Raw genomic sequence first — 16662 nt, 5'->3', positions numbered from 1 at the left:
CAGGCGAAAGTCAGAAAAAATCATTATTCGGTTGAAAAAAGACTTACAAAACTAGGTTTTCCAAAAAAAACACTTACAAATTCGCTAGTGAGCGGTAGGTCGGTATTGCAGCGCCTCGGCCAAGTGCTCGCGGGTGATGCGATCGACTTGCTCAAGGTCTGCCAGGGTGCGCGCCACTTTGAGCAGTCGATGGGCTGACCTCAGCGACAAGGTCAGTCGTTCACACGCTGTTTCCAGCCAGGTTTCGTCGGCTGTGGATAAGTTGCAGTGGCGGCGCAGGCCCGGCAGATCGAGAAAGGCGTTGGCGCAGCCCTGGCGTTTGTGTTGCCGCTCTCGTGCATCGGCGACCAGAACTGCAGCCGTGGCAGTGTCGTCGCCGGCCTTCAACGCTGGATTCAACGCCGTAGCCTCCCGCGCGACGGTCAGGTGCAAGTCGATGCGATCCAGCAGTGGGCCCGACAGTTTGTTGCGGTAGCGCTGGACCATGTCCGGCGTGCAAGAACAGCGGCCGCTCGGCTCGCCGAGATATCCACAGGGGCACGGGTTCATTGCCGCGACCAACTGGAATCGCGCCGGGAATCGTACGCGGTCACGGGCACGGGCAATCACGATGTGCCCTGACTCCAGTGGTTCTCTCAAAACCTCCAATACCTTGCGATCAAACTCCGGCAGCTCATCCAGGAACAGAACGCCATGGTGGGCGAGGGTGATTTCGCCGGGTTGCGGTTTAGAACCGCCGCCGACCAGTGCGGCACCTGAGGCAGAGTGGTGGGGCTGGCGAAACGGTCGCTGCGGCCAATGGCTCAGCGGCACGCAGCTAGCGACCGATTGAATCGCCGCAACTTCCAGCGCTTCGTTCTCGGCCAAGGGTGGCAACAGCCCAGGCAAACGGCTCGCCAGCAGGGTTTTGCCCGTGCCCGGTGGTCCACTGAACAACAAGTTATGAGCGCCCGCCGCCGCAATCAGCAACGCACGCTTGGCCGCGAGTTGGCCCTGCACTTCATTCAAGTCGGGATAGGGTTTGCTGGCGTAGAGCAATCCATTGGACACATAAGGTTCAACCGGCGTGTGGCCATTGAAATGCGCAACTGCTTCGAGCAAATGATCCACCGCGATCACCTTCAACCCCGAAGCCAGGCAGGCTTCCTCGGCATTCGCCCGTGGCACCATCAACGAGCGTCCGGCCTGGCGTGCTGCCAGCGCCGCCGGCAACACCCCCCGAACTGCCCGCACGGCGCCTGAGAGCGCCAGTTCTCCCAGACACTCCACATCATCGAGCGTCAACGTCGGTACCTGAACGCTGGCTGCCAGAATCCCCAAGGCAATCGCCAGATCGAACCGTCCACCGTCTTTTGGTAAGTCGGCGGGCGCGAGATTCAAGGTGATGCGCCGCGCCGGAAACTGCAGGCCGGAGTTGATGATCGCACTGCGTACTCGATCCTTGCTTTCCTTCACTGCTGCTTCCGGCAAACCGACCATCGTTAGCGACGGCAAGCCGTTGGCCAGATGAACTTCTACGGTGACGACGGGCGCCTCCACACCAATCTGGGCGCGACTGTGAACGATGGCCAGAGACATGATCATTCCTTGAGCTGACGGGGACCGCTTCCTGCGGGTTTTTGAAGGGTAGTCGTGGGCAGATGATTTAGCGTGGTGGCGGTGTAACCAAACTTTCGCAGGATGTTGCTGGGGTGGTGAACTGATTCCAGTTAGTTAAGTCGTAACGCGATCCGTATGTCGCGGCTGGTATTTAGGCGTAATCAGCCGCGGCAGCCCGTTTTTTGTAGGACCGATCTTGGATAAATGAAGGACTTCGGTGAAAGCATCACGGAGGCACTTGTCGGATCGAGGTGGCTGCTTATGATCGCAGTTGATCGAGCCCTCAGGAGGGGAAATGAGCAATTCTGGAATGCGACCGATTCATCCCGGCGAAATACTTAAAGAGGAGTTTCTTGAGCCGCAGGGTATTACAGCGGCTGGTTTGGCTAGTTTGTTTAATGGTGTCGCGACTGAAGTGAGCGCTCTTGTGATGCAGGAGAGAGGTGTCGGTCCTGACCTTGCCGAGAGGCTTTCCACTTACCTGAAAACCACGCCCGAGTTCTGGCTAAACCTGCAATCGACCTACGATTTGCGCAGAGCTGAAATCGAGCGTGGTTGAGCTTCGGGTAATTAAAAAGACTGCAGCACCCGCGAAGCACGCTTCCACCACGGCGTATTGACCGTGCCTCGCGGTCGTTCCTCATTCGGTAGCATCTGCGGAACATCCTGCAACCGAATCCACGGCTGGTTATTCCAGTGCAGCAAGCTCAACGACATCTCTGGCCAGTTCAGCAGGCTCAGAATCGGGCGCTCGGTTGAGGTGGGTTGCTGGGCGTCTCTGAGGGCTGGGACGACGTCGTGGGTTAGCCATTCGCGCAGCGCCCGATATTCGGGGCAGTAGTGGTAGACCAGCAATGCGTAGACGCCGGATTCACTGATCATCAGGGTGTTTTCGATGCTGCCGTGGATGAGCATTTGGGCGGTTTGGCGTTGGTCGGCGTCGAGTTTTCGGACGGCGCGTTCGTCGAGGTAGAGGCGCAGGAGGCGGCCGAGGTCGCGGGCGCTGAACCAGGGTTGATTTTCAAGGAGGAAAGCGTGGAGGTGGAGTTTGTGGCGGGTGAAGACGTGGGGGATTAGATAGTTTTCGTCCATGGTGCAGTTCTCGGATTCGAATGAAGAAAACTGCCTCTGATCGTCGCCAAACGAAAAGGGTGGCAGCTGTGCGCGGGTTGGCGAACCGGTGCATCCGCAAAACCGGCAGACCCGAAGGTCTCCCACGCACAGCCGCCATAATTCGAGATGGGAAAAAGTCCCTTGTTCGAACGTGGTCACGGTGCGTCGGATGCTGTCCAGGTCGCCAAACCCAGTGCTGAATATTCAGCTGAGGATGAGCTTAGGAACCTGGGCTTTGCGACGCTATCGGACGGCGGTGGTGATCTTTGTAGGACGTTGCCGAGATGGTGGCGGGGCGGAAGATCAAAAGATCGCAGCCTTCGGCAGCTCCTACAGGAGTGGTCGGTCCAGCGTGGGATGGCTGGAAGACTGAGACGACCCTTATCGCGAGCAAGCTCGCTCCCACACTTGATCGGGGGTGCTACTCGGCCGGCGGATTCAGCTTCGCTTCCAGCTCCGCAACCTTCGCCTCAAGACTTTCCAACCGAGCCCGCGTCCGCGCCAGCACAACCATCTGGCTATCAAACTCTTCACGACTCACCAGATCCAGCTTGCTGAAGCCGCTCTGCAACAGAGCCTTGAACTGGCTTTCGATTTCGCTTTTCGGCAGTGGGGTGTCGCCGCTGAAGAGGCGGGAGGCGGTGCCGCTCAGGGCATCGAGGAAGTCTTTGGGCGCGAGCATGGGAAATGTCCTGTCAACAATGGCGGGCAGTGTATCACGCAGTGTCTATAGTCAATCTCGCAGTCAGGGCTGCACGCTTTTCGCGCATGGGGACGGACGGCCGCGCACTGTTGTTGTGCGTATCCGTCGGGCCATTTGCGCGAAGCCGCTTGCGGCAGCAGCCAAAGGCTTGAAATCAGTGGGTTTTGGCGAGATGGCAAGCTTTCTGCTTAGTCAGTAGTGACCCATGCACTGATGCAGTCGAAGTGACGAATGCAGTGCGCCAAGCGGAACGGGGGAAGTGTTTCGTGCGGAGTGGTTAGCAGGCGTCGGACGGGCAGGTAAGGCCGACGATGCGTTACAAAGCCAGGCACTGCGCTTAGACTTGAGTCGGGTTTGTTTTCCTGGGGCAAGTCCACCAATTCGGGAGAGAGTTTTCATGAAGCTAGTCACTGCCATCATCAAGCCGTTCAAACTGGACGACGTACGCGAGTCGCTGTCCGAGATCGGCGTGCAGGGCATTACCGTTACTGAAGTCAAAGGCTTCGGTCGGCAGAAGGGTCACACCGAGCTGTATCGCGGCGCGGAATACGTGGTCGATTTCCTGCCAAAGGTGAAGATCGATGTCGCCATTGACGACAAGGATCTTGACCGGGTTATCGAGGCGATAACCAAGGCTGCCAACACCGGCAAGATCGGTGACGGCAAGATCTTCGTGGTCAATCTGGAACAGGCGATTCGCATCCGTACCGGCGAAACCGATACCGACGCAATCTAAGCCGCCACAAACCCAACGCCCCAGGAGAAAACAATATGACTCTGCGTAAATTCGCAGGGCTAGGAGCCCTGTTGTCCCTCGTAATGCCCGGCCTGGCTATGGCGGCAGACGAAGTGGCAGCCCCAGTCCTCAACTCCGGCGACACTGCCTGGATGATGACCTCGACAGCCCTCGTGCTGTTCATGACCATTCCCGGCCTCGCGCTGTTCTACGGCGGTATGGTTCGCTCCAAAAACATTCTTTCCGTGATGATGCAGTGTTTCGCCATTACCGGTCTGATCAGCATCCTGTGGGTCATTTATGGCTACAGCATCGCGTTCGACACCACCGGCATGGAACAGGGCGTCGTCAACTTCAACTCCTTCTTCGGCGGCATGGGCAAGGCATTCCTCGCCGGTGTCACGCCATCGAGCCTGACCGGTCCCGCGGCGCTGTTCCCTGAGGCGGTGTTCATCACCTTCCAGATGACCTTCGCCATCATCACCCCTGCGCTGATCGTCGGTGCCTTCGCCGAGCGGATGAAGTTCTCCGCGATGCTGATCTTCATGGGCGTCTGGTTCACCCTGGTTTATGCACCGATTGCGCACATGGTCTGGTCCGGTAACGGCGGCCTGATGTGGGACTGGGGCGTGCTGGACTTCGCCGGCGGCACCGTGGTGCACATCAACGCCGGTGTGGCCGGTCTGATTGCCTGCCTGGTACTGGGCAAGCGCAAAGGCTTCCCGACCACCCCGATGGCGCCGCACAACCTCGGTTACACCCTGATGGGCGCTGCCATGCTGTGGGTTGGCTGGTTCGGCTTTAACGCCGGCTCCGCCGCAGCGGCCAACGGCACTGCCGGTATGGCGATGCTGGTGACCCAGATCGCAACCGCCGCCGCTGCACTGGGCTGGATGTTCGCCGAGTGGATCACTCACGGCAAACCAAGTGCCCTGGGTATCGCTTCGGGTGTTGTGGCCGGTCTGGTTGCAATCACCCCAGCCGCTGGCACCGTCGGCCCGATGGGCGCTCTGGTCATCGGTCTGGCAGCCGGCGTGGTGTGCTTCTTCTGCGCCACTACCCTGAAACGCAAACTCGGCTATGACGACTCCCTGGACGCCTTCGGTGTGCACGGTATCGGCGGTATCCTCGGCGCGATCCTGACCGGTGTCTTCGCTGCACCGTCGTTGGGTGGCTTCGGCACCGTTACCGACATCGCCGCACAAGTCTGGATTCAGTGCAAAGGCGTGGGCTTCACGGTGATCTACACCGCGATCGTCACTTTCATCATCCTTAAGGTGCTGGACGCCGTCATGGGTCTGCGTATCACTGAGGAAGAAGAGGCAGTCGGCATCGATCTGGCACTTCACAACGAGCGCGGCTACAACTTGTAAGTACGCGCACAAAAAAACTTGCCCGGCTTGCCGGGCATTTTTTTGTCTGGAGTTTGTCCGTGAAGGAACTGCTGAAAGGTTTTTTCGTACACGTTTAGTGGCGTTTACGACGAGCGTTTTTCTGCGGCCAATGGCTTACATGATAGAAGGAATATTAGGGCCTTTGTTTTTTCCCAGAGCGCGCTAGAATGCGCCCCGAACGTGCGGAGAACTGTATGTGGCAACAGACTCTGATTACCCTGCGGGCGAGGCCCCGGGGCTTTCATCTGGTAACGGACGAGTTACTCGCCGGCCTGCCTGAACTCAAGGCATGTCGGGTCGGTCTGTTGCATTTGTGGCTGCAGCATACCTCGGCGTCGTTGACCATCAACGAGAACGCCGATCCGGCGGTACGTCGCGACTTCGAACGATTTTTCAATCGTCTGATCCCACAAGGAACAGACGGCTATGAGCATAACGACGAAGGCCTGGACGACCTCCCGGCGCACTTCAAGGCCAGCGTGCTTGGCTGTCAGCTCAGTTTGCCGATTTCGGCAGGCCGACTGGCGCTGGGAACCTGGCAAGGCGTTTATCTGGGCGAGCACCGTGATTTTGGCGGTGCCCGTAAAGTCCTCGCCACCGTGCACGGTGAAGGGGCGTAAGCCGCTGGTTGCCAGCGGTTGTAGAATTTTTTCCGGCGGCCTTCGACAGACGGCGAAGCTGGGCTATAACTAATCTGCTTTTCGCAAGTCATGAGGTAGAACATGAGCGACGATGATCTGGAAAACGACGACCTCGAAGTAGGCGACGACGACGAAACCGAAGAAGGTCTGGAAACAGCAGCGGAAGACGTTGCTGATGACGATGGCGGTGAAACGCCCGTTCCGACCGCCAAAGGCAAAGCCAAGGCAGCGGTATCGGTCGATGAGCTGCCGAGCGTCGAAGCGAAAAACAAGGAGCGTGATGCTCTGGCGCGGGCCATGGAAGAGTTCCTGGCCAAGGGCGGCAAGGTGCAGGAAGTGGAGGCCAATGTGGTCGCCGATCCGCCCAAGAAGCCTGACAACAAGTACGGCAGCCGACCTATCTGAGCCTGCTACTTGCTTGCTGAAAAAGCCCGCCGTCGCTGCGGGCTTTTTCATGGGTAAAACAAATGTCTTGGGCTTGACGCAACCCTGTAGGAGCCGAGCTTGCTCGCGATTGCGGTGTATCAGTCGATAAAAACTCTGAATGTAACGCCGCAATCGCGAGCAAGCTCGGCTCCTACAGGGGCGTGGTGTTTTCAGGATTGGTGTTGGGCGTTCCAGAGGGCCAACAACGCCGGCAACTCGCTCAGGCTGCGAATCTCGGCATCCGGTGCCTTCTCGGCTTCCCAAACCTTGCCTGCCGGGTTAAACCAGATCGCCCGCAATCCCGCCTGCTGGGCGCCGGCAATGTCGTCACCCGGATGATCGCCGATATGCACGGCCGTCTCGGCCGTCGCACCACCACGCTGCAACGCCTCATGAAACAGTCGCGCATCTGGTTTGCCGATGCCGATGTCTTCGGCGCACAAAGCAAACTTGAAGTAGTCCGCCAGCCCTAACCGGCGCACATCGGCGTTGCCATTGGTGACCACGCCGAGGGCGTAGTGATTGGCCAGCGTCTCCAGCGTTGGTTGCACCTCCGGGAAGATTTCCAGCTGATGCCGCGCATGCAGAAACACTTCAAAACTCTGATCGGCCAGGTCTGAGGCCTGATCATGGTCGTAACCGGCCTCTTCCAGCGCATGGAACAAGACGCGGCGGCGCAGGGCGCTGATGCGGTGCTTGAGGCCCGGCTCACTGCTCAGGATCCGCTCGCGAATCGCCCACAAATGCTCCACCGGCACGGCGCCCAGATTCGGTGCATGCTCGGTCAGCCATTCACGCAATATGGCTTCGGCGCTGACGATCACCGGGGCGGTATCCCACAGGGTGTCGTCGAGGTCGAAGGTGATCAATTGGATTCTCATGACTCATCGCCTTTGATGCGTTTGGCCCGTGGATGGGCGCTGTCGTAAACCGTCGCCAGGTGCTGGAAGTCCAGGTGGGTGTAGATCTGGGTGGTTTTGATGTCCGAGTGGCCGAGCAACTCCTGAACCGCCCGCAGGTCCTGGGACGACTCGAGCAAATGGCTGGCAAAGGAGTGACGCAACATGTGCGGATGCAGGTTCTGTCCCAGCTCGCGCTCGCCAGCGGCTTTAACCCGCACCTGAATCGCCCGTGGGCCGAGGCGCCGGCCTTGCTGGCTGACAAACACCGCGTCGTCCGCCGGGTTGGTCATGGCCCGTAGCGGTAGCCATAACTCCAGCGCTTCGCGAGCTTTTTTGCCGACCGGCAGCAGTCGGGTCTTGCTGCCCTTGCCGAGCACTTGAACCATGCCGTCGGCCAGGTCCAGCTGATCCAGATTGAGCCCGGTCAGCTCCGACAGCCGTAAACCCGAGGAATAGAACAGCTCCAGAATCGCCTGATCCCGACGCGCCAGAAAATCATCCTCCACCGCGCCCTCAAGCAGTTGCAGTGCGCGATCGGTGTCGAGGGTTTTTGGTAGCCGACGTTCGCCCTTCGGCGGCGCCAGGCCGTTGGCTGGGTCGTGGTCGCAGAGGCCTTCGCGGTTCAGATAGTGATAGAGCCCGCGCACCGCCGACAGCAGCCGCGCCAGGCTGCGCGAAGATTGCCCCTGTGAATGCAGGCGTGCGATCAGGCTGCGCAGGCGCTGGATGTCCAGGGCCGCCCAACTGCTGATGTTCTGTTTGACGCACCAGCCCAGCACTTTGTCGAGGTCGCGACGGTAGGCATACAGCGTATGGGGCGACACCTGTCGCTCACTGCGCAGGTGTTCGCAGTAAGCGTCCAGTTGCCGTTCCACGATCAGCGTACCGAGCGCAGGGAGGTGTTGACCCGTGGCAGCACGCGGCCCATGACTTCGGCGATGTAGCTGAGGAACAGCGTGCCCACCGAACTCTTGTAGTGCTGCGGGTCGCGGCTGGCGATGGCCAGGACGCCGTGGATGCCTTGGTAGCTGATGGCGACAACGGCGGTGGAGCCGATCTGTTTGCGCTGTTCTTCGCCAAACAGGAAGTCCAGTTCGTGTTCACGCAGGCTGCCGCTGACGCTTTTGTCTTCCGAGAGCAAGCCGCCGATGGCTGTTTGCGCGTCGGCATGGGTCACCCAGCGGCCCACCGGCATGGGATTGTCACCCAGCAGGATCAGGCTGACGAAGGGCACCTGGAAGTCCTGGCGCAGGCTGTCTTCGACGCTGATCACCACGTCTTCCAGGCTGGTGGCGTCCATCAGCGCGAGAATCAGGCGACGGGTCTTGTCGAAAAGGCGGTCGTTGTCGCGGGCCACGTCCATCAAGTGCGAGAGGCGATGACGCAACTCGATATTGCGGTCGCGCAGGATGCTCATCTGGCGTTCGACCAGCGAAATGGTGTCGCCGCGCTGGTGCGGAATGCGCAAGGTTGCGAGCAGGTCTTCATGCTCGACGAAGAAATCCGGATGAGCCTCCAGGTACGCGGCAATCGCCGCCGCCTCAAGGCTTTCGGAAGGGGATTCGTCGGGCTGTAGGGCGGGAACCTGGGGCTTATCTTTCATGGATTCGACTCTCTCAAAGACGCACTTGTCCTTCATAAACGCGCACTGCCGGGCCGGTCATCATGACCGGTTGGCCTGGGCCTGCCCATTCAATGGACAGACGCCCGCCGGGCAGGTCGATCAATAGCGGCGAATCCATCCACCCCTGGCTGATCGCGGCCACTGCGGCAGCGCAAGCGCCGGTTCCGCACGCCTGGGTTTCCCCGGTCCCGCGTTCCCAGACGCGCAGCTGCGCGCGGTTGCGGTCGATGACCTGGAGAAAACCGACATTGACTCGCGCCGGGAAGCGCGGATGGTTTTCGATTTTCGGCCCCAGTTCATGCACCGGTGCATTGTTGATGTCGCTGACCCGCAGCACGGCATGGGGGTTGCCCATGGACACGGCGGCCAGGTCGACCAGGGTGCCGTCGACGTCAACCTGATAGCTCGTGGCCTGCTCCGGCGCTTCAAATGGAATCTCGGCCGGCACCAGGCGCGGTGCACCCATGTTGACACCGATCTGCCCGTCGCTGCGGATATCCAGTTCGATGATGCCGCTTTTGGTCTCGACGCGGATCTGCCGCTTCGCGGTCAGGCGCTTGTCGAGCACGAAGCGTGCGAAGCAGCGCGCACCGTTGCCGCACTGTTCCACTTCGGAGCCGTCGGCGTTGAAAATCCGATAGCGGAAATCCACATCCGGGTTGCTGGGCGCTTCGACGATCAGCAACTGGTCGAAACCGATACCTGTATGCCGATCGCCCCATTGCTTGGCGTGTTTGGGCAGGATGTGCGCATGCTGGCTGACCAGGTCGAGGACCATGAAGTCATTGCCCAGGCCGTGCATCTTGGTAAAACGCAGCAGCATGGTTTTACTCCGGCAGCAGGCTTTCGCCAGCAAACAACTCGGCTACCGTCTCACGGCGACGCACTTCAAATGCCTGATCACCGTCCACCAACACTTCAGCGGCACGGCCGCGGGTGTTGTAGTTGGAACTCATGACAAACCCGTAGGCACCGGCCGAATGCACGGCCAGCAGGTCGCCTTCTTCCAGGGCCAGCTGACGATCCTTGGCCAGGAAGTCGCCGGTCTCGCAGATCGGCCCGACGATGTCGTAGGCACGGGCAGCGGAATTGCGCGGGCGCACGGCGGTGACGTCCATCCAGGCCTGGTACAGCGCCGGGCGGATCAGGTCGTTCATGGCTGCGTCGACGATGGCGAAGTCTTTGTGTTCGGTGTGCTTGAGGTACTCGACCTGGGTCAGCAGCACGCCGGCGTTGGCGACGATAAAGCGGCCCGGCTCGAACACCAATGCCAGATCACGACCGTCGAGACGCTCGCGCACGGCTTTGATGTAGTCGGCAGCCAATGGCGGCTCTTCATCGCGATAACGCACGCCCAAACCACCACCGAGATCGATGTGGCGCAGGTAAATGCCGCAATCGCCGAGGCGGTCGACCAGGCCCAGCAGGCGATCGAGGGCGTCGATGAAGGGCGGCAGGGTGGTCAGTTGCGAGCCGATGTGGCAATCGACACCGACCACTTCCAGGTTTGGCAGTTGGGCGGCGCGGATGTACACGTCTTCGGCGTCGGCGATGGCGATGCCGAACTTGTTCTCTTTAAGACCGGTGGAAATGTACGGGTGGGTGCCGGCGTCGACATCCGGGTTCACGCGCAGCGAGATCGGTGCGCGAACGCCCAGCTCGGCGGCGACCACTTGCAGACGTTCCAGCTCATCGGTGGATTCGACGTTGAAGCAGTGCACGCCGACTTCCAGGGCGCGACGCATGTCGTCACGGGTCTTGCCGACACCGGAGAAGACGATCTTGTCGGCGCTGCCGCCAGCGGCCAGTACGCGTTCCAGTTCACCACGGGAGACGATGTCGAAACCAGCGCCCAGACGCGCCAGGACATTCAGTACACCCAGGTTGGAGTTGGCCTTGACCGCAAAGCAGACCAGGTGCGGCATGCCGGCCAGCGCATCGGCGTAAGCCAGGTACTGGGCTTCGATGTGCGCACGGGAGTAGACGTAGGTCGGTGTGCCAAAGCGTTCGGCGATGGCGGACAGGGCAACACCTTCCGCGAACAGCTCGCCGTCACGGTAGTTAAAAGCGTCCATGGCGTTCCCTTATTGGTAGACGTCGTGCTTGTGTGCTTTCGACGGAGACTTCTGCGATGACTTGGCTTGCTCGGCAGGATCCTGGCTGTCGTCAGGCAGGTACAGCGGGCCTTTTTGACCACAGGCCGATACAAGGCAGGCAACCGCGACGAGCGCAGCAAGGGAAGAGATCAGGCGCTTCATGGCGAAATCCTTGAAAATGCATTAATTGCGCCGGAGTATACCGGCCACCCGGCAGCTTGCCTATGCGACGGGGCTCCCGTCCGGCGGGGCTTGTGGTGAGGGGATTTATCCCCGTTCGGCTGCGAAGCAGTCGCAAGCACTTCCGTTTAACCTTGAACTGCTGGGGCTGCTTCGCAACCCAACGGGGATAAATCCCCTCACCACAAAGGCCCGCTCCCACAGGTACTGCGTTTGATGTACCTATATCGGCCCTTGGTCGTTATCCTTTGCAATCACCGGGGCTCGCCCGTATCTTGCGGCGCTTGAGCGTGAGTAGACACTTTTTGAGGTTCCCGCAATGAGTTTGACTGAAGCCCGTTTCCACGATCTGGTCGATGCCACCCAGCAGACGCTGGAGGATATTTTTGACGAGTGTGACCTGGATATCGATCTGGAGAGCTCGGCCGGTGTGCTCACCGTCAAGTTCGAAAACGGCAGCCAGTTGATCTTCAGCCGTCAGGAACCGCTGCGGCAGCTGTGGCTGGCGGCCGTTTCCGGTGGTTTCCACTTCGATTACGACGAAGAGAGCGAGCGCTGGATGTGCGACAAGAGCGAAGAGCAACTGGGCGAAATGCTCGAGCGCATCGTCAAGCAGCAAGCTGACGCCGAGCTCGATTTCGAAGGCCTGTGAGATCGTGACCCAGCCTGCGCCCGTTCGTCCGCCCAAACCGCTCTACAGCAATGTCAGCCCGGCGGTGGCTTCGCCATGCAGCGGCGTGTGTCGGCTGGATGAGCAGAAGGTCTGCCTTGGGTGTTTTCGCCATGTCGAAGACATCCGCGAATGGCGCTCGGCCGATGACGATCGGCGCCGGGTGATTTGTGCGCAGGCTGTTCAGCGAAAATCTGCGGTCTGATCACTCTATTGGGTAACGATGCTTACTTGTGGCGAGGGAGCTTGCTCCCGTTCGGCTGCGTAGCAGTCGTGAACATTTCGGGGCCGCTACGCGCCCCAGCGGGAGCAAGCTCCCTCGCCACAAAGTTATTCGCCAACCCTAAAGAGGGCGTTCAGCGGCCTGACTTGTATATTTATTGAGCTGTGATAGTGTCGAGAAACGCCTCAACCCATCGAGGCTCGTGAAAACCCCGCCTTTTTCTGGCGGGGTTTTGCTTTTTCTGTGCAGAAGAAAGGAGTCTGCCCAAATCATGACCGCACCTTCAATCACTCTTACCCGTCTGGACGTTCAACGTCTGGAGCGCCTGATCGACAGCCTGGATGACACGCTGCCGGGCGTTATCGCGCTGCAAACCGAATTGGACCGCGCCGATACCCTGGTCGGTCACGATGAAGTGCCCGCCGATGTCGTGACCATGAATTCCCGTGTGCATTGCCGCGAAGAAGGCAGCGGCAAGGACTATCACCTGACGCTGGTTTATCCCAAAGACGCCAATGCCGATGAAGGCAAGATTTCCATTCTGGCGCCGGTCGGCAGCGCACTGCTCGGTCTCAAGGTTGGTCAGCACATCGACTGGCCGGCTCCGGGCGGCAAGACACTGAAACTGACCCTGCTGGAAGTCGAATCGCAGCCGGCCGAGGGCGGCCACTTTCCAGAGTAAACCCCTCAGACCTGCTCGAGCGCCTCGTTCAATGCGCGCTCCAGGTCAGCCTTGTAGCGCAAATACAAAATGCTTGAACTTTGACCATCACCGAGCAGGCCCGACAGGTCCAGGTCGGTGATGTAGCAGCGATAGCGTTCGGTTTCACGGCGCTGCTCGACGATTTCCCGGGCGACCACGCTGAACAGTTGGTCGCCATGTTCCAGCTCTGAAAATTCCCGCTGATTGCAATACAACGTGACCTGCACCTGTCCCGGTGCGGCTTTGCCGACAATCGCCTGTACGTCGTAGAACGGTTTGTTGACCGGGGTTTCCGGCGCTGGCCGAGCTTCGACCCGACGCGCACGTACGGGGCCGGAGGGCAGCAGTTGGTAATACAAGATGTCCAGGCTCAGCGGCTGGGCGACGTCCATCGGCAGCAAGGCGTCGCGCCGGTACTGGATCGATTGCAGGAAACGTTGCAGCGGCACCAGCAGGCTTTGCTCATCGTGGTAGGGCAAGCGCTGCTGCCACAGGGCATTGAATTCATCCAGCACGTACAGGTCGGCGCGGTATTCGTTGATCCGGTAGAACACCTGAATGCAATCGGGCTGGCCCATTGGCAGGACCAGCGCCAGGTCGTGGTCTTCCAGTGCCATCGGGTCCAGGTGCAGCGGGCTGTAGCTTGCCAGCTCTTCGCCCAGGTAATCGACCAGCGCCGGCAGCGTGGCGAGGGCGACATGATTGACCTGGCCGGGAACCAGTTCCAGCACGTGGTAGTGCTGTTGGACCTGAATCAGGTAGCGATGATTGAGTTTGCTCAACAGCAGGGTCTGCGCGGTGTCGAGGATCTCTTCGACCCGCCGGGCTATAAACTGTGCGCGGTTGTGGCAGAAGCAACGAACCCGCAACGTGGGTTGTTGTAGCCCACTGGGCAGGTTGTTGAGGTAATCGCGCACGCAGTCGAGCAGCGCGTGAGGGCCGTCGAAACGGCTGACCAGCACTTCGTTCCAGCTATTGAGCGTGACCTGATCCAGGGTCAGCACCAGGTTTTCCCGGACGCCGGCGTAACTCAGGGAGTCGGTACGCTCGGTGGTCATCAGGATGTTCAAGTCGCGGTGGTGCTTGAGTGGATCGACGCCGACGTTCACCAGAATCAGCACTTCGCTCGGCACACTGGCGCGCAGTAAAGGTTCTTCGGCGACGGTCGTCAGCGGCAGGGCGATGCTCTGTTGCAGGCTGCCGAGCAGGTTGAACAGCTCGAACTCGCTCAGGTCGCTGCTGCCGGGGTGCAAGGCCAGGCGAGTGCTGCTGTCGATTACACCGTTGCGGTGACACCAGGTCAGCAGCTCCAGCAATTGGCGGCTGCGCTTGATCGGTGCGAAATGCTCCCATTCGAGGGCCGTCAGGCTGCCGTTGTACAAACCCCACTGAGTTTGACCCGATTCTTTTTTGTTCGGCGCGTGCACCAGCGTGAGGGTGTCTTCGGCCAGATCCGGGGCGATGCCAGGGTTGATGAACTCGACCTTGTCGGCTTTACGCTCGAAAGCCGCGTACAGCCGTCGACCCAGCACGTTGAGGTCGCGCTTGTTGATCAGGCTGACGGTCTGTTCGTTGCGGGCGAACTGGGTCAGGAAGCGGTAGCTGTAATTGAGCTCGTTGACCAAGGCCCTGCGTTCAGAGCCGACCTGGCGGACTTTCCACTGGCTGCGGCTGTCGAGCAGGGCCAGTTGACGATGATCCCACTGCCATTCGTGGGCCAGGCGTTTGAGCAACGAACGCTGCCAGCTCTGAGTGCGACTGTTGCTGCCGGTGAGTTTGCGATTGACCTTCAGGTACAACGCCCGGCGTACCAGCTCCAGCCGTTCCGGCTCGCCACGGGCGGTCAGGTATTCCTCGATGCGCCGGTAGACCACGACGTACGGGTCCAGCTCATCAAGGTCGAGCCGATTGGCAAACACCGCTTGCTTGAAGCGCAGGCTCAGGCAATGAACCTTGGGGTGTTCGCTGGCATAGACCTCGATCAGCAGCAGTTTGAGTACCGATTTGTACGGCGACTCGATGCCCTTGAACAACTGCCAGAGTCCGGCACCGATGAATTCCCCCGGCGGGATATAGGCCAGATGTCCCAGGTCCAGGGTTTCGTCGGCACGGATGAAGCGCTTGGACATGAGCGTGTGGGTGTAACGGTCGTAGCTCGCTTCTTCGTAGACCGGCACCAGCCACCAGACAGGCGTGCGTCCGGCCAGCCAGATCGCGGTGCGATAAAACTCGTCCAGCAGCAGATAGTGCTGGGTGGTGCCGCAGTCTTCCGAACTCAATTGCGTATCACGTTCGCCGCGTACGAAACGGGTCGGGTCGATCAGGAAGAAATGCGCCTCGGCGCCCTGACTGGCAGCCCAGATTTCGAGGAGCTGGCATTTTTTGCGCAGTTCAGCGAGGTCGCTTTCGCTCAAGTCCGGCCCGTGACAGACCCACACGTCCATGTCGCTCTGGTCGGCTTGGGCGAGGGTGCCGAGGCTGCCCATCAGGAACAGGCCGTGAATCGGTCGCGGCGGATTGCTGCCGTGGCGGGGCTTATAGGAAAACGAACGGGTCAGGCGCTGGGCTTCGGCGAGGGTGTTGGCGTCGGGTTCGTAATTCGACAGCCCGGCCGGCGTGCTGCCCGAAACATACCCTGGCAACAGCGGATGATTGACGTGGAAAAACAGCGGCAACAAGGTCAGCACCGCTTGCTGGCGGGTCGACAACCCTTCCATGGCACGGGCCATACGGCCTTCATTGAGCTTCAGAAAACGTGCGCGCAGCTGGCTGAGAACCTTGCGGTCGATTCCCTCGTCCAGATCGGGGCGGATTTCATGGGTGCGGGTCATGTCAGCTCAAACCGGCTCGCGGGGCACAGACGTGGGTGTCTGCGGATGAGGGGCAGTTTAGCGCCTCGGCTCCAGGACTTTTAAGCTGATTTTGTTTTTCTGGCGTCAGATTTTTATCGCGGGGCGACGGCAGGCAACAGGGCAGGTAACGAAATGTGCCCGCGGAAATCCCGTAGCAGGGGTTTCCGTGGGCGCTACGGTAATGCTCAGGCAGTTTCCCGGACGTTGAGAATGGTCAGAACGGTTTGCACATTTTGCGCGGCGTCACGACCGAGGCTGGTCAGATAACCACCATCTGGCTGGGTGATCAGTTCTTTGTCGAACAGTCTTTGGGCGGCAGCAATGGCTTTCGGGGCAGCGGTCTGATGAATTTTCAAACCTTCCTGGGAACTGTCCAGGTTGAAGAGTGCGAGGATTTCCAGTTCGGCAACCAACTCAGGGGTAAGCGACATAAGGACTCCAGACTTTCTAGGAATTGGACGACAGCGTCCCTAAGGTGATCCCACTCGTGCGGCATGTCCAGTGCTCGCGACAGGGTTTTTTCGCCTTGGGAAGCATTCCCCGGTGGGTGGTGCGGCAGCGGGGTGGTAATCAGTGTAGACAGGGTCTGGAGGAAGGCGGGATTGATTGGTTACATTCTGTGTGGGAGTGGGCTTTTGTGGTTATGGAGATTGCCTGTGGTGAAGGGATTTTTGTGGCGAGGGGATTTATCCCCGTTCGGCTGCGCAGCAGCCGTAAAACCATTGCACACGGTATACCTGATACACCGAGTGCTATGGTTTTGGGGCGGCTTCGCCACCCAACGGGGATAAATCCCCTCG

The 16662-nt window shown here is 59.8% G+C and carries 19 protein-coding genes; 8 read left to right on the top strand and 11 right to left on the bottom strand.

Annotated elements, in window-relative coordinates:
- Positions 1-84: 84 nt before the first annotated feature.
- The gene (locus tag ACA079_RS31410; protein ID WP_497702044.1) at positions 85-1578 is read right to left on the bottom strand and encodes a YifB family Mg chelatase-like AAA ATPase; all 1494 of its coding nucleotides are present in this window, start codon (positions 1576-1578) and stop codon (positions 85-87) included.
- Positions 1579-1894: 316 nt separating this feature from the next.
- On the opposite strand from ACA079_RS31410, the gene ACA079_RS31405 reads away from it, so the two are divergent.
- Positions 1895-2158 (top strand): HigA family addiction module antitoxin, encoded by a 264-nt coding sequence (locus tag ACA079_RS31405; protein WP_497702043.1) that lies wholly within the window; start codon positions 1895-1897, stop codon positions 2156-2158.
- A gap of 11 nt (positions 2159-2169) precedes the next feature.
- Here the strand turns inward: ACA079_RS31405 and ACA079_RS31400 are convergent, their stop codons facing one another.
- Positions 2170-2691, bottom strand: a complete 522-nt coding sequence (locus tag ACA079_RS31400) for a BRO-N domain-containing protein (RefSeq protein ID WP_497702042.1) — start codon at positions 2689-2691, stop codon at positions 2170-2172.
- A gap of 442 nt (positions 2692-3133) precedes the next feature.
- Positions 3134-3394: an accessory factor UbiK family protein gene (locus ACA079_RS31395; protein ID WP_008076132.1), complete on the bottom strand. Its 261-nt coding sequence runs from the start codon at positions 3392-3394 to the stop codon at positions 3134-3136.
- A gap of 418 nt (positions 3395-3812) precedes the next feature.
- Between ACA079_RS31395 and glnK the strand changes: the two genes are divergently transcribed.
- From glnK to sutA, 4 genes are all read left to right on the top strand, one after another.
- Complete coding sequence (glnK, locus tag ACA079_RS31390; RefSeq protein WP_002555808.1) at positions 3813-4151, top strand: P-II family nitrogen regulator; 339 nt, start codon at positions 3813-3815, stop codon at positions 4149-4151.
- 35 nt (positions 4152-4186) lie between these two features.
- Entirely contained in the window at positions 4187-5524 is a 1338-nt protein-coding gene (locus tag ACA079_RS31385) for an ammonium transporter (protein ID WP_497702041.1), read from the top strand.
- 215 nt (positions 5525-5739) lie between these two features.
- Complete coding sequence (locus tag ACA079_RS31380; protein ID WP_033060691.1) at positions 5740-6165, top strand: secondary thiamine-phosphate synthase enzyme YjbQ; 426 nt, start codon at positions 5740-5742, stop codon at positions 6163-6165.
- Positions 6166-6267: 102 nt separating this feature from the next.
- On the top strand, positions 6268-6591 hold the full coding sequence (gene sutA / locus ACA079_RS31375; RefSeq protein WP_415758644.1) for a dormancy-specific transcriptional regulator SutA: 324 nt from the start codon (positions 6268-6270) through the stop codon (positions 6589-6591).
- 191 nt (positions 6592-6782) lie between these two features.
- Here the strand turns inward: sutA and ACA079_RS31370 are convergent, their stop codons facing one another.
- From ACA079_RS31370 to lptM, 6 genes are read right to left on the bottom strand one after another with little or no spacing between them, the layout of a single operon-like run.
- The gene (locus ACA079_RS31370) at positions 6783-7493 is read right to left on the bottom strand and encodes an HAD family hydrolase (protein WP_497702040.1); all 711 of its coding nucleotides are present in this window, start codon (positions 7491-7493) and stop codon (positions 6783-6785) included.
- Positions 7490-8389, bottom strand: coding sequence for a tyrosine recombinase XerC (xerC, locus tag ACA079_RS31365; protein WP_008150257.1), 900 nt, complete (start codon positions 8387-8389; stop codon positions 7490-7492). The genes ACA079_RS31370 and xerC overlap by 4 nt, the downstream gene beginning before the upstream one ends.
- 2 nt (positions 8390-8391) lie before the next feature.
- Positions 8392-9117, bottom strand: a complete 726-nt coding sequence (locus ACA079_RS31360; RefSeq protein ID WP_497702039.1) for a DUF484 family protein — start codon at positions 9115-9117, stop codon at positions 8392-8394.
- A gap of 13 nt (positions 9118-9130) precedes the next feature.
- Positions 9131-9961 (bottom strand): diaminopimelate epimerase, encoded by an 831-nt coding sequence (gene dapF, locus ACA079_RS31355; protein WP_046053813.1) that lies wholly within the window; start codon positions 9959-9961, stop codon positions 9131-9133.
- Between the two features lie 4 nt (positions 9962-9965).
- A complete protein-coding gene (lysA, locus tag ACA079_RS31350) occupies positions 9966-11213 on the bottom strand; it encodes a diaminopimelate decarboxylase (protein WP_007894881.1) in 1248 nt (415 codons plus the stop codon).
- 9 nt (positions 11214-11222) lie between these two features.
- Positions 11223-11396: an LPS translocon maturation chaperone LptM gene (gene lptM / locus ACA079_RS31345; RefSeq protein WP_497269277.1), complete on the bottom strand. Its 174-nt coding sequence runs from the start codon at positions 11394-11396 to the stop codon at positions 11223-11225.
- Between the two features lie 337 nt (positions 11397-11733).
- Between lptM and cyaY the strand changes: the two genes are divergently transcribed.
- The 3 genes from cyaY (at position 11734) to rnk (ending at position 12989) form a co-directional block, all read left to right on the top strand.
- Entirely contained in the window at positions 11734-12066 is a 333-nt protein-coding gene (gene cyaY / locus ACA079_RS31340) for an iron donor protein CyaY (RefSeq protein WP_046045086.1), read from the top strand.
- A gap of 4 nt (positions 12067-12070) precedes the next feature.
- Positions 12071-12289, top strand: a complete 219-nt coding sequence (locus ACA079_RS31335) for a DUF1289 domain-containing protein (RefSeq protein ID WP_497702038.1) — start codon at positions 12071-12073, stop codon at positions 12287-12289.
- Between the two features lie 289 nt (positions 12290-12578).
- Positions 12579-12989: a nucleoside diphosphate kinase regulator gene (rnk, locus tag ACA079_RS31330; protein WP_046045088.1), complete on the top strand. Its 411-nt coding sequence runs from the start codon at positions 12579-12581 to the stop codon at positions 12987-12989.
- Between the two features lie 5 nt (positions 12990-12994).
- Here the strand turns inward: rnk and ACA079_RS31325 are convergent, their stop codons facing one another.
- Both ACA079_RS31325 and ACA079_RS31320 read right to left on the bottom strand, forming a co-directional pair.
- Positions 12995-15841 carry a class I adenylate cyclase gene (locus ACA079_RS31325; RefSeq protein WP_497702037.1) on the bottom strand — a complete coding sequence of 949 codons (2847 nt, stop codon included), beginning with the start codon at positions 15839-15841 and terminating at the stop codon, positions 12995-12997.
- Positions 15842-16047: 206 nt separating this feature from the next.
- Positions 16048-16293, bottom strand: coding sequence for a TIGR02647 family protein (locus ACA079_RS31320; protein ID WP_008150272.1), 246 nt, complete (start codon positions 16291-16293; stop codon positions 16048-16050).
- Positions 16294-16662: the final 369 nt, after the last annotated feature.

Source organism: Pseudomonas sp. LBUM1645 (assembly GCF_059716185.1).
Note: the sequence above shows the minus strand (reverse complement) of the source record. Positions and strands in the feature narration are given on the sequence as shown.

Coding starts and splice junctions, on each gene's coding strand:
- ACA079_RS31410 (WP_497702044.1), bottom strand. CDS start 1,578: ATGTCTCTGGCCATCGTTCACAGTCGCGCCCAGATTGGTGTGGAGGCG.
- ACA079_RS31405 (WP_497702043.1), top strand. CDS start 1,895: ATGAGCAATTCTGGAATGCGACCGATTCATCCCGGCGAAATACTTAAA.
- ACA079_RS31400 (WP_497702042.1), bottom strand. CDS start 2,691: ATGGACGAAAACTATCTAATCCCCCACGTCTTCACCCGCCACAAACTC.
- ACA079_RS31395 (WP_008076132.1), bottom strand. CDS start 3,394: ATGCTCGCGCCCAAAGACTTCCTCGATGCCCTGAGCGGCACCGCCTCC.
- glnK (WP_002555808.1), top strand. CDS start 3,813: ATGAAGCTAGTCACTGCCATCATCAAGCCGTTCAAACTGGACGACGTA.
- ACA079_RS31385 (WP_497702041.1), top strand. CDS start 4,187: ATGACTCTGCGTAAATTCGCAGGGCTAGGAGCCCTGTTGTCCCTCGTA.
- ACA079_RS31380 (WP_033060691.1), top strand. CDS start 5,740: ATGTGGCAACAGACTCTGATTACCCTGCGGGCGAGGCCCCGGGGCTTT.
- sutA (WP_415758644.1), top strand. CDS start 6,268: ATGAGCGACGATGATCTGGAAAACGACGACCTCGAAGTAGGCGACGAC.
- ACA079_RS31370 (WP_497702040.1), bottom strand. CDS start 7,493: ATGAGAATCCAATTGATCACCTTCGACCTCGACGACACCCTGTGGGAT.
- ACA079_RS31360 (WP_497702039.1), bottom strand. CDS start 9,117: ATGAAAGATAAGCCCCAGGTTCCCGCCCTACAGCCCGACGAATCCCCT.
- dapF (WP_046053813.1), bottom strand. CDS start 9,961: ATGCTGCTGCGTTTTACCAAGATGCACGGCCTGGGCAATGACTTCATG.
- lysA (WP_007894881.1), bottom strand. CDS start 11,213: ATGGACGCTTTTAACTACCGTGACGGCGAGCTGTTCGCGGAAGGTGTT.
- lptM (WP_497269277.1), bottom strand. CDS start 11,396: ATGAAGCGCCTGATCTCTTCCCTTGCTGCGCTCGTCGCGGTTGCCTGC.
- cyaY (WP_046045086.1), top strand. CDS start 11,734: ATGAGTTTGACTGAAGCCCGTTTCCACGATCTGGTCGATGCCACCCAG.
- rnk (WP_046045088.1), top strand. CDS start 12,579: ATGACCGCACCTTCAATCACTCTTACCCGTCTGGACGTTCAACGTCTG.
- ACA079_RS31325 (WP_497702037.1), bottom strand. CDS start 15,841: ATGACCCGCACCCATGAAATCCGCCCCGATCTGGACGAGGGAATCGAC.
- ACA079_RS31320 (WP_008150272.1), bottom strand. CDS start 16,293: ATGTCGCTTACCCCTGAGTTGGTTGCCGAACTGGAAATCCTCGCACTC.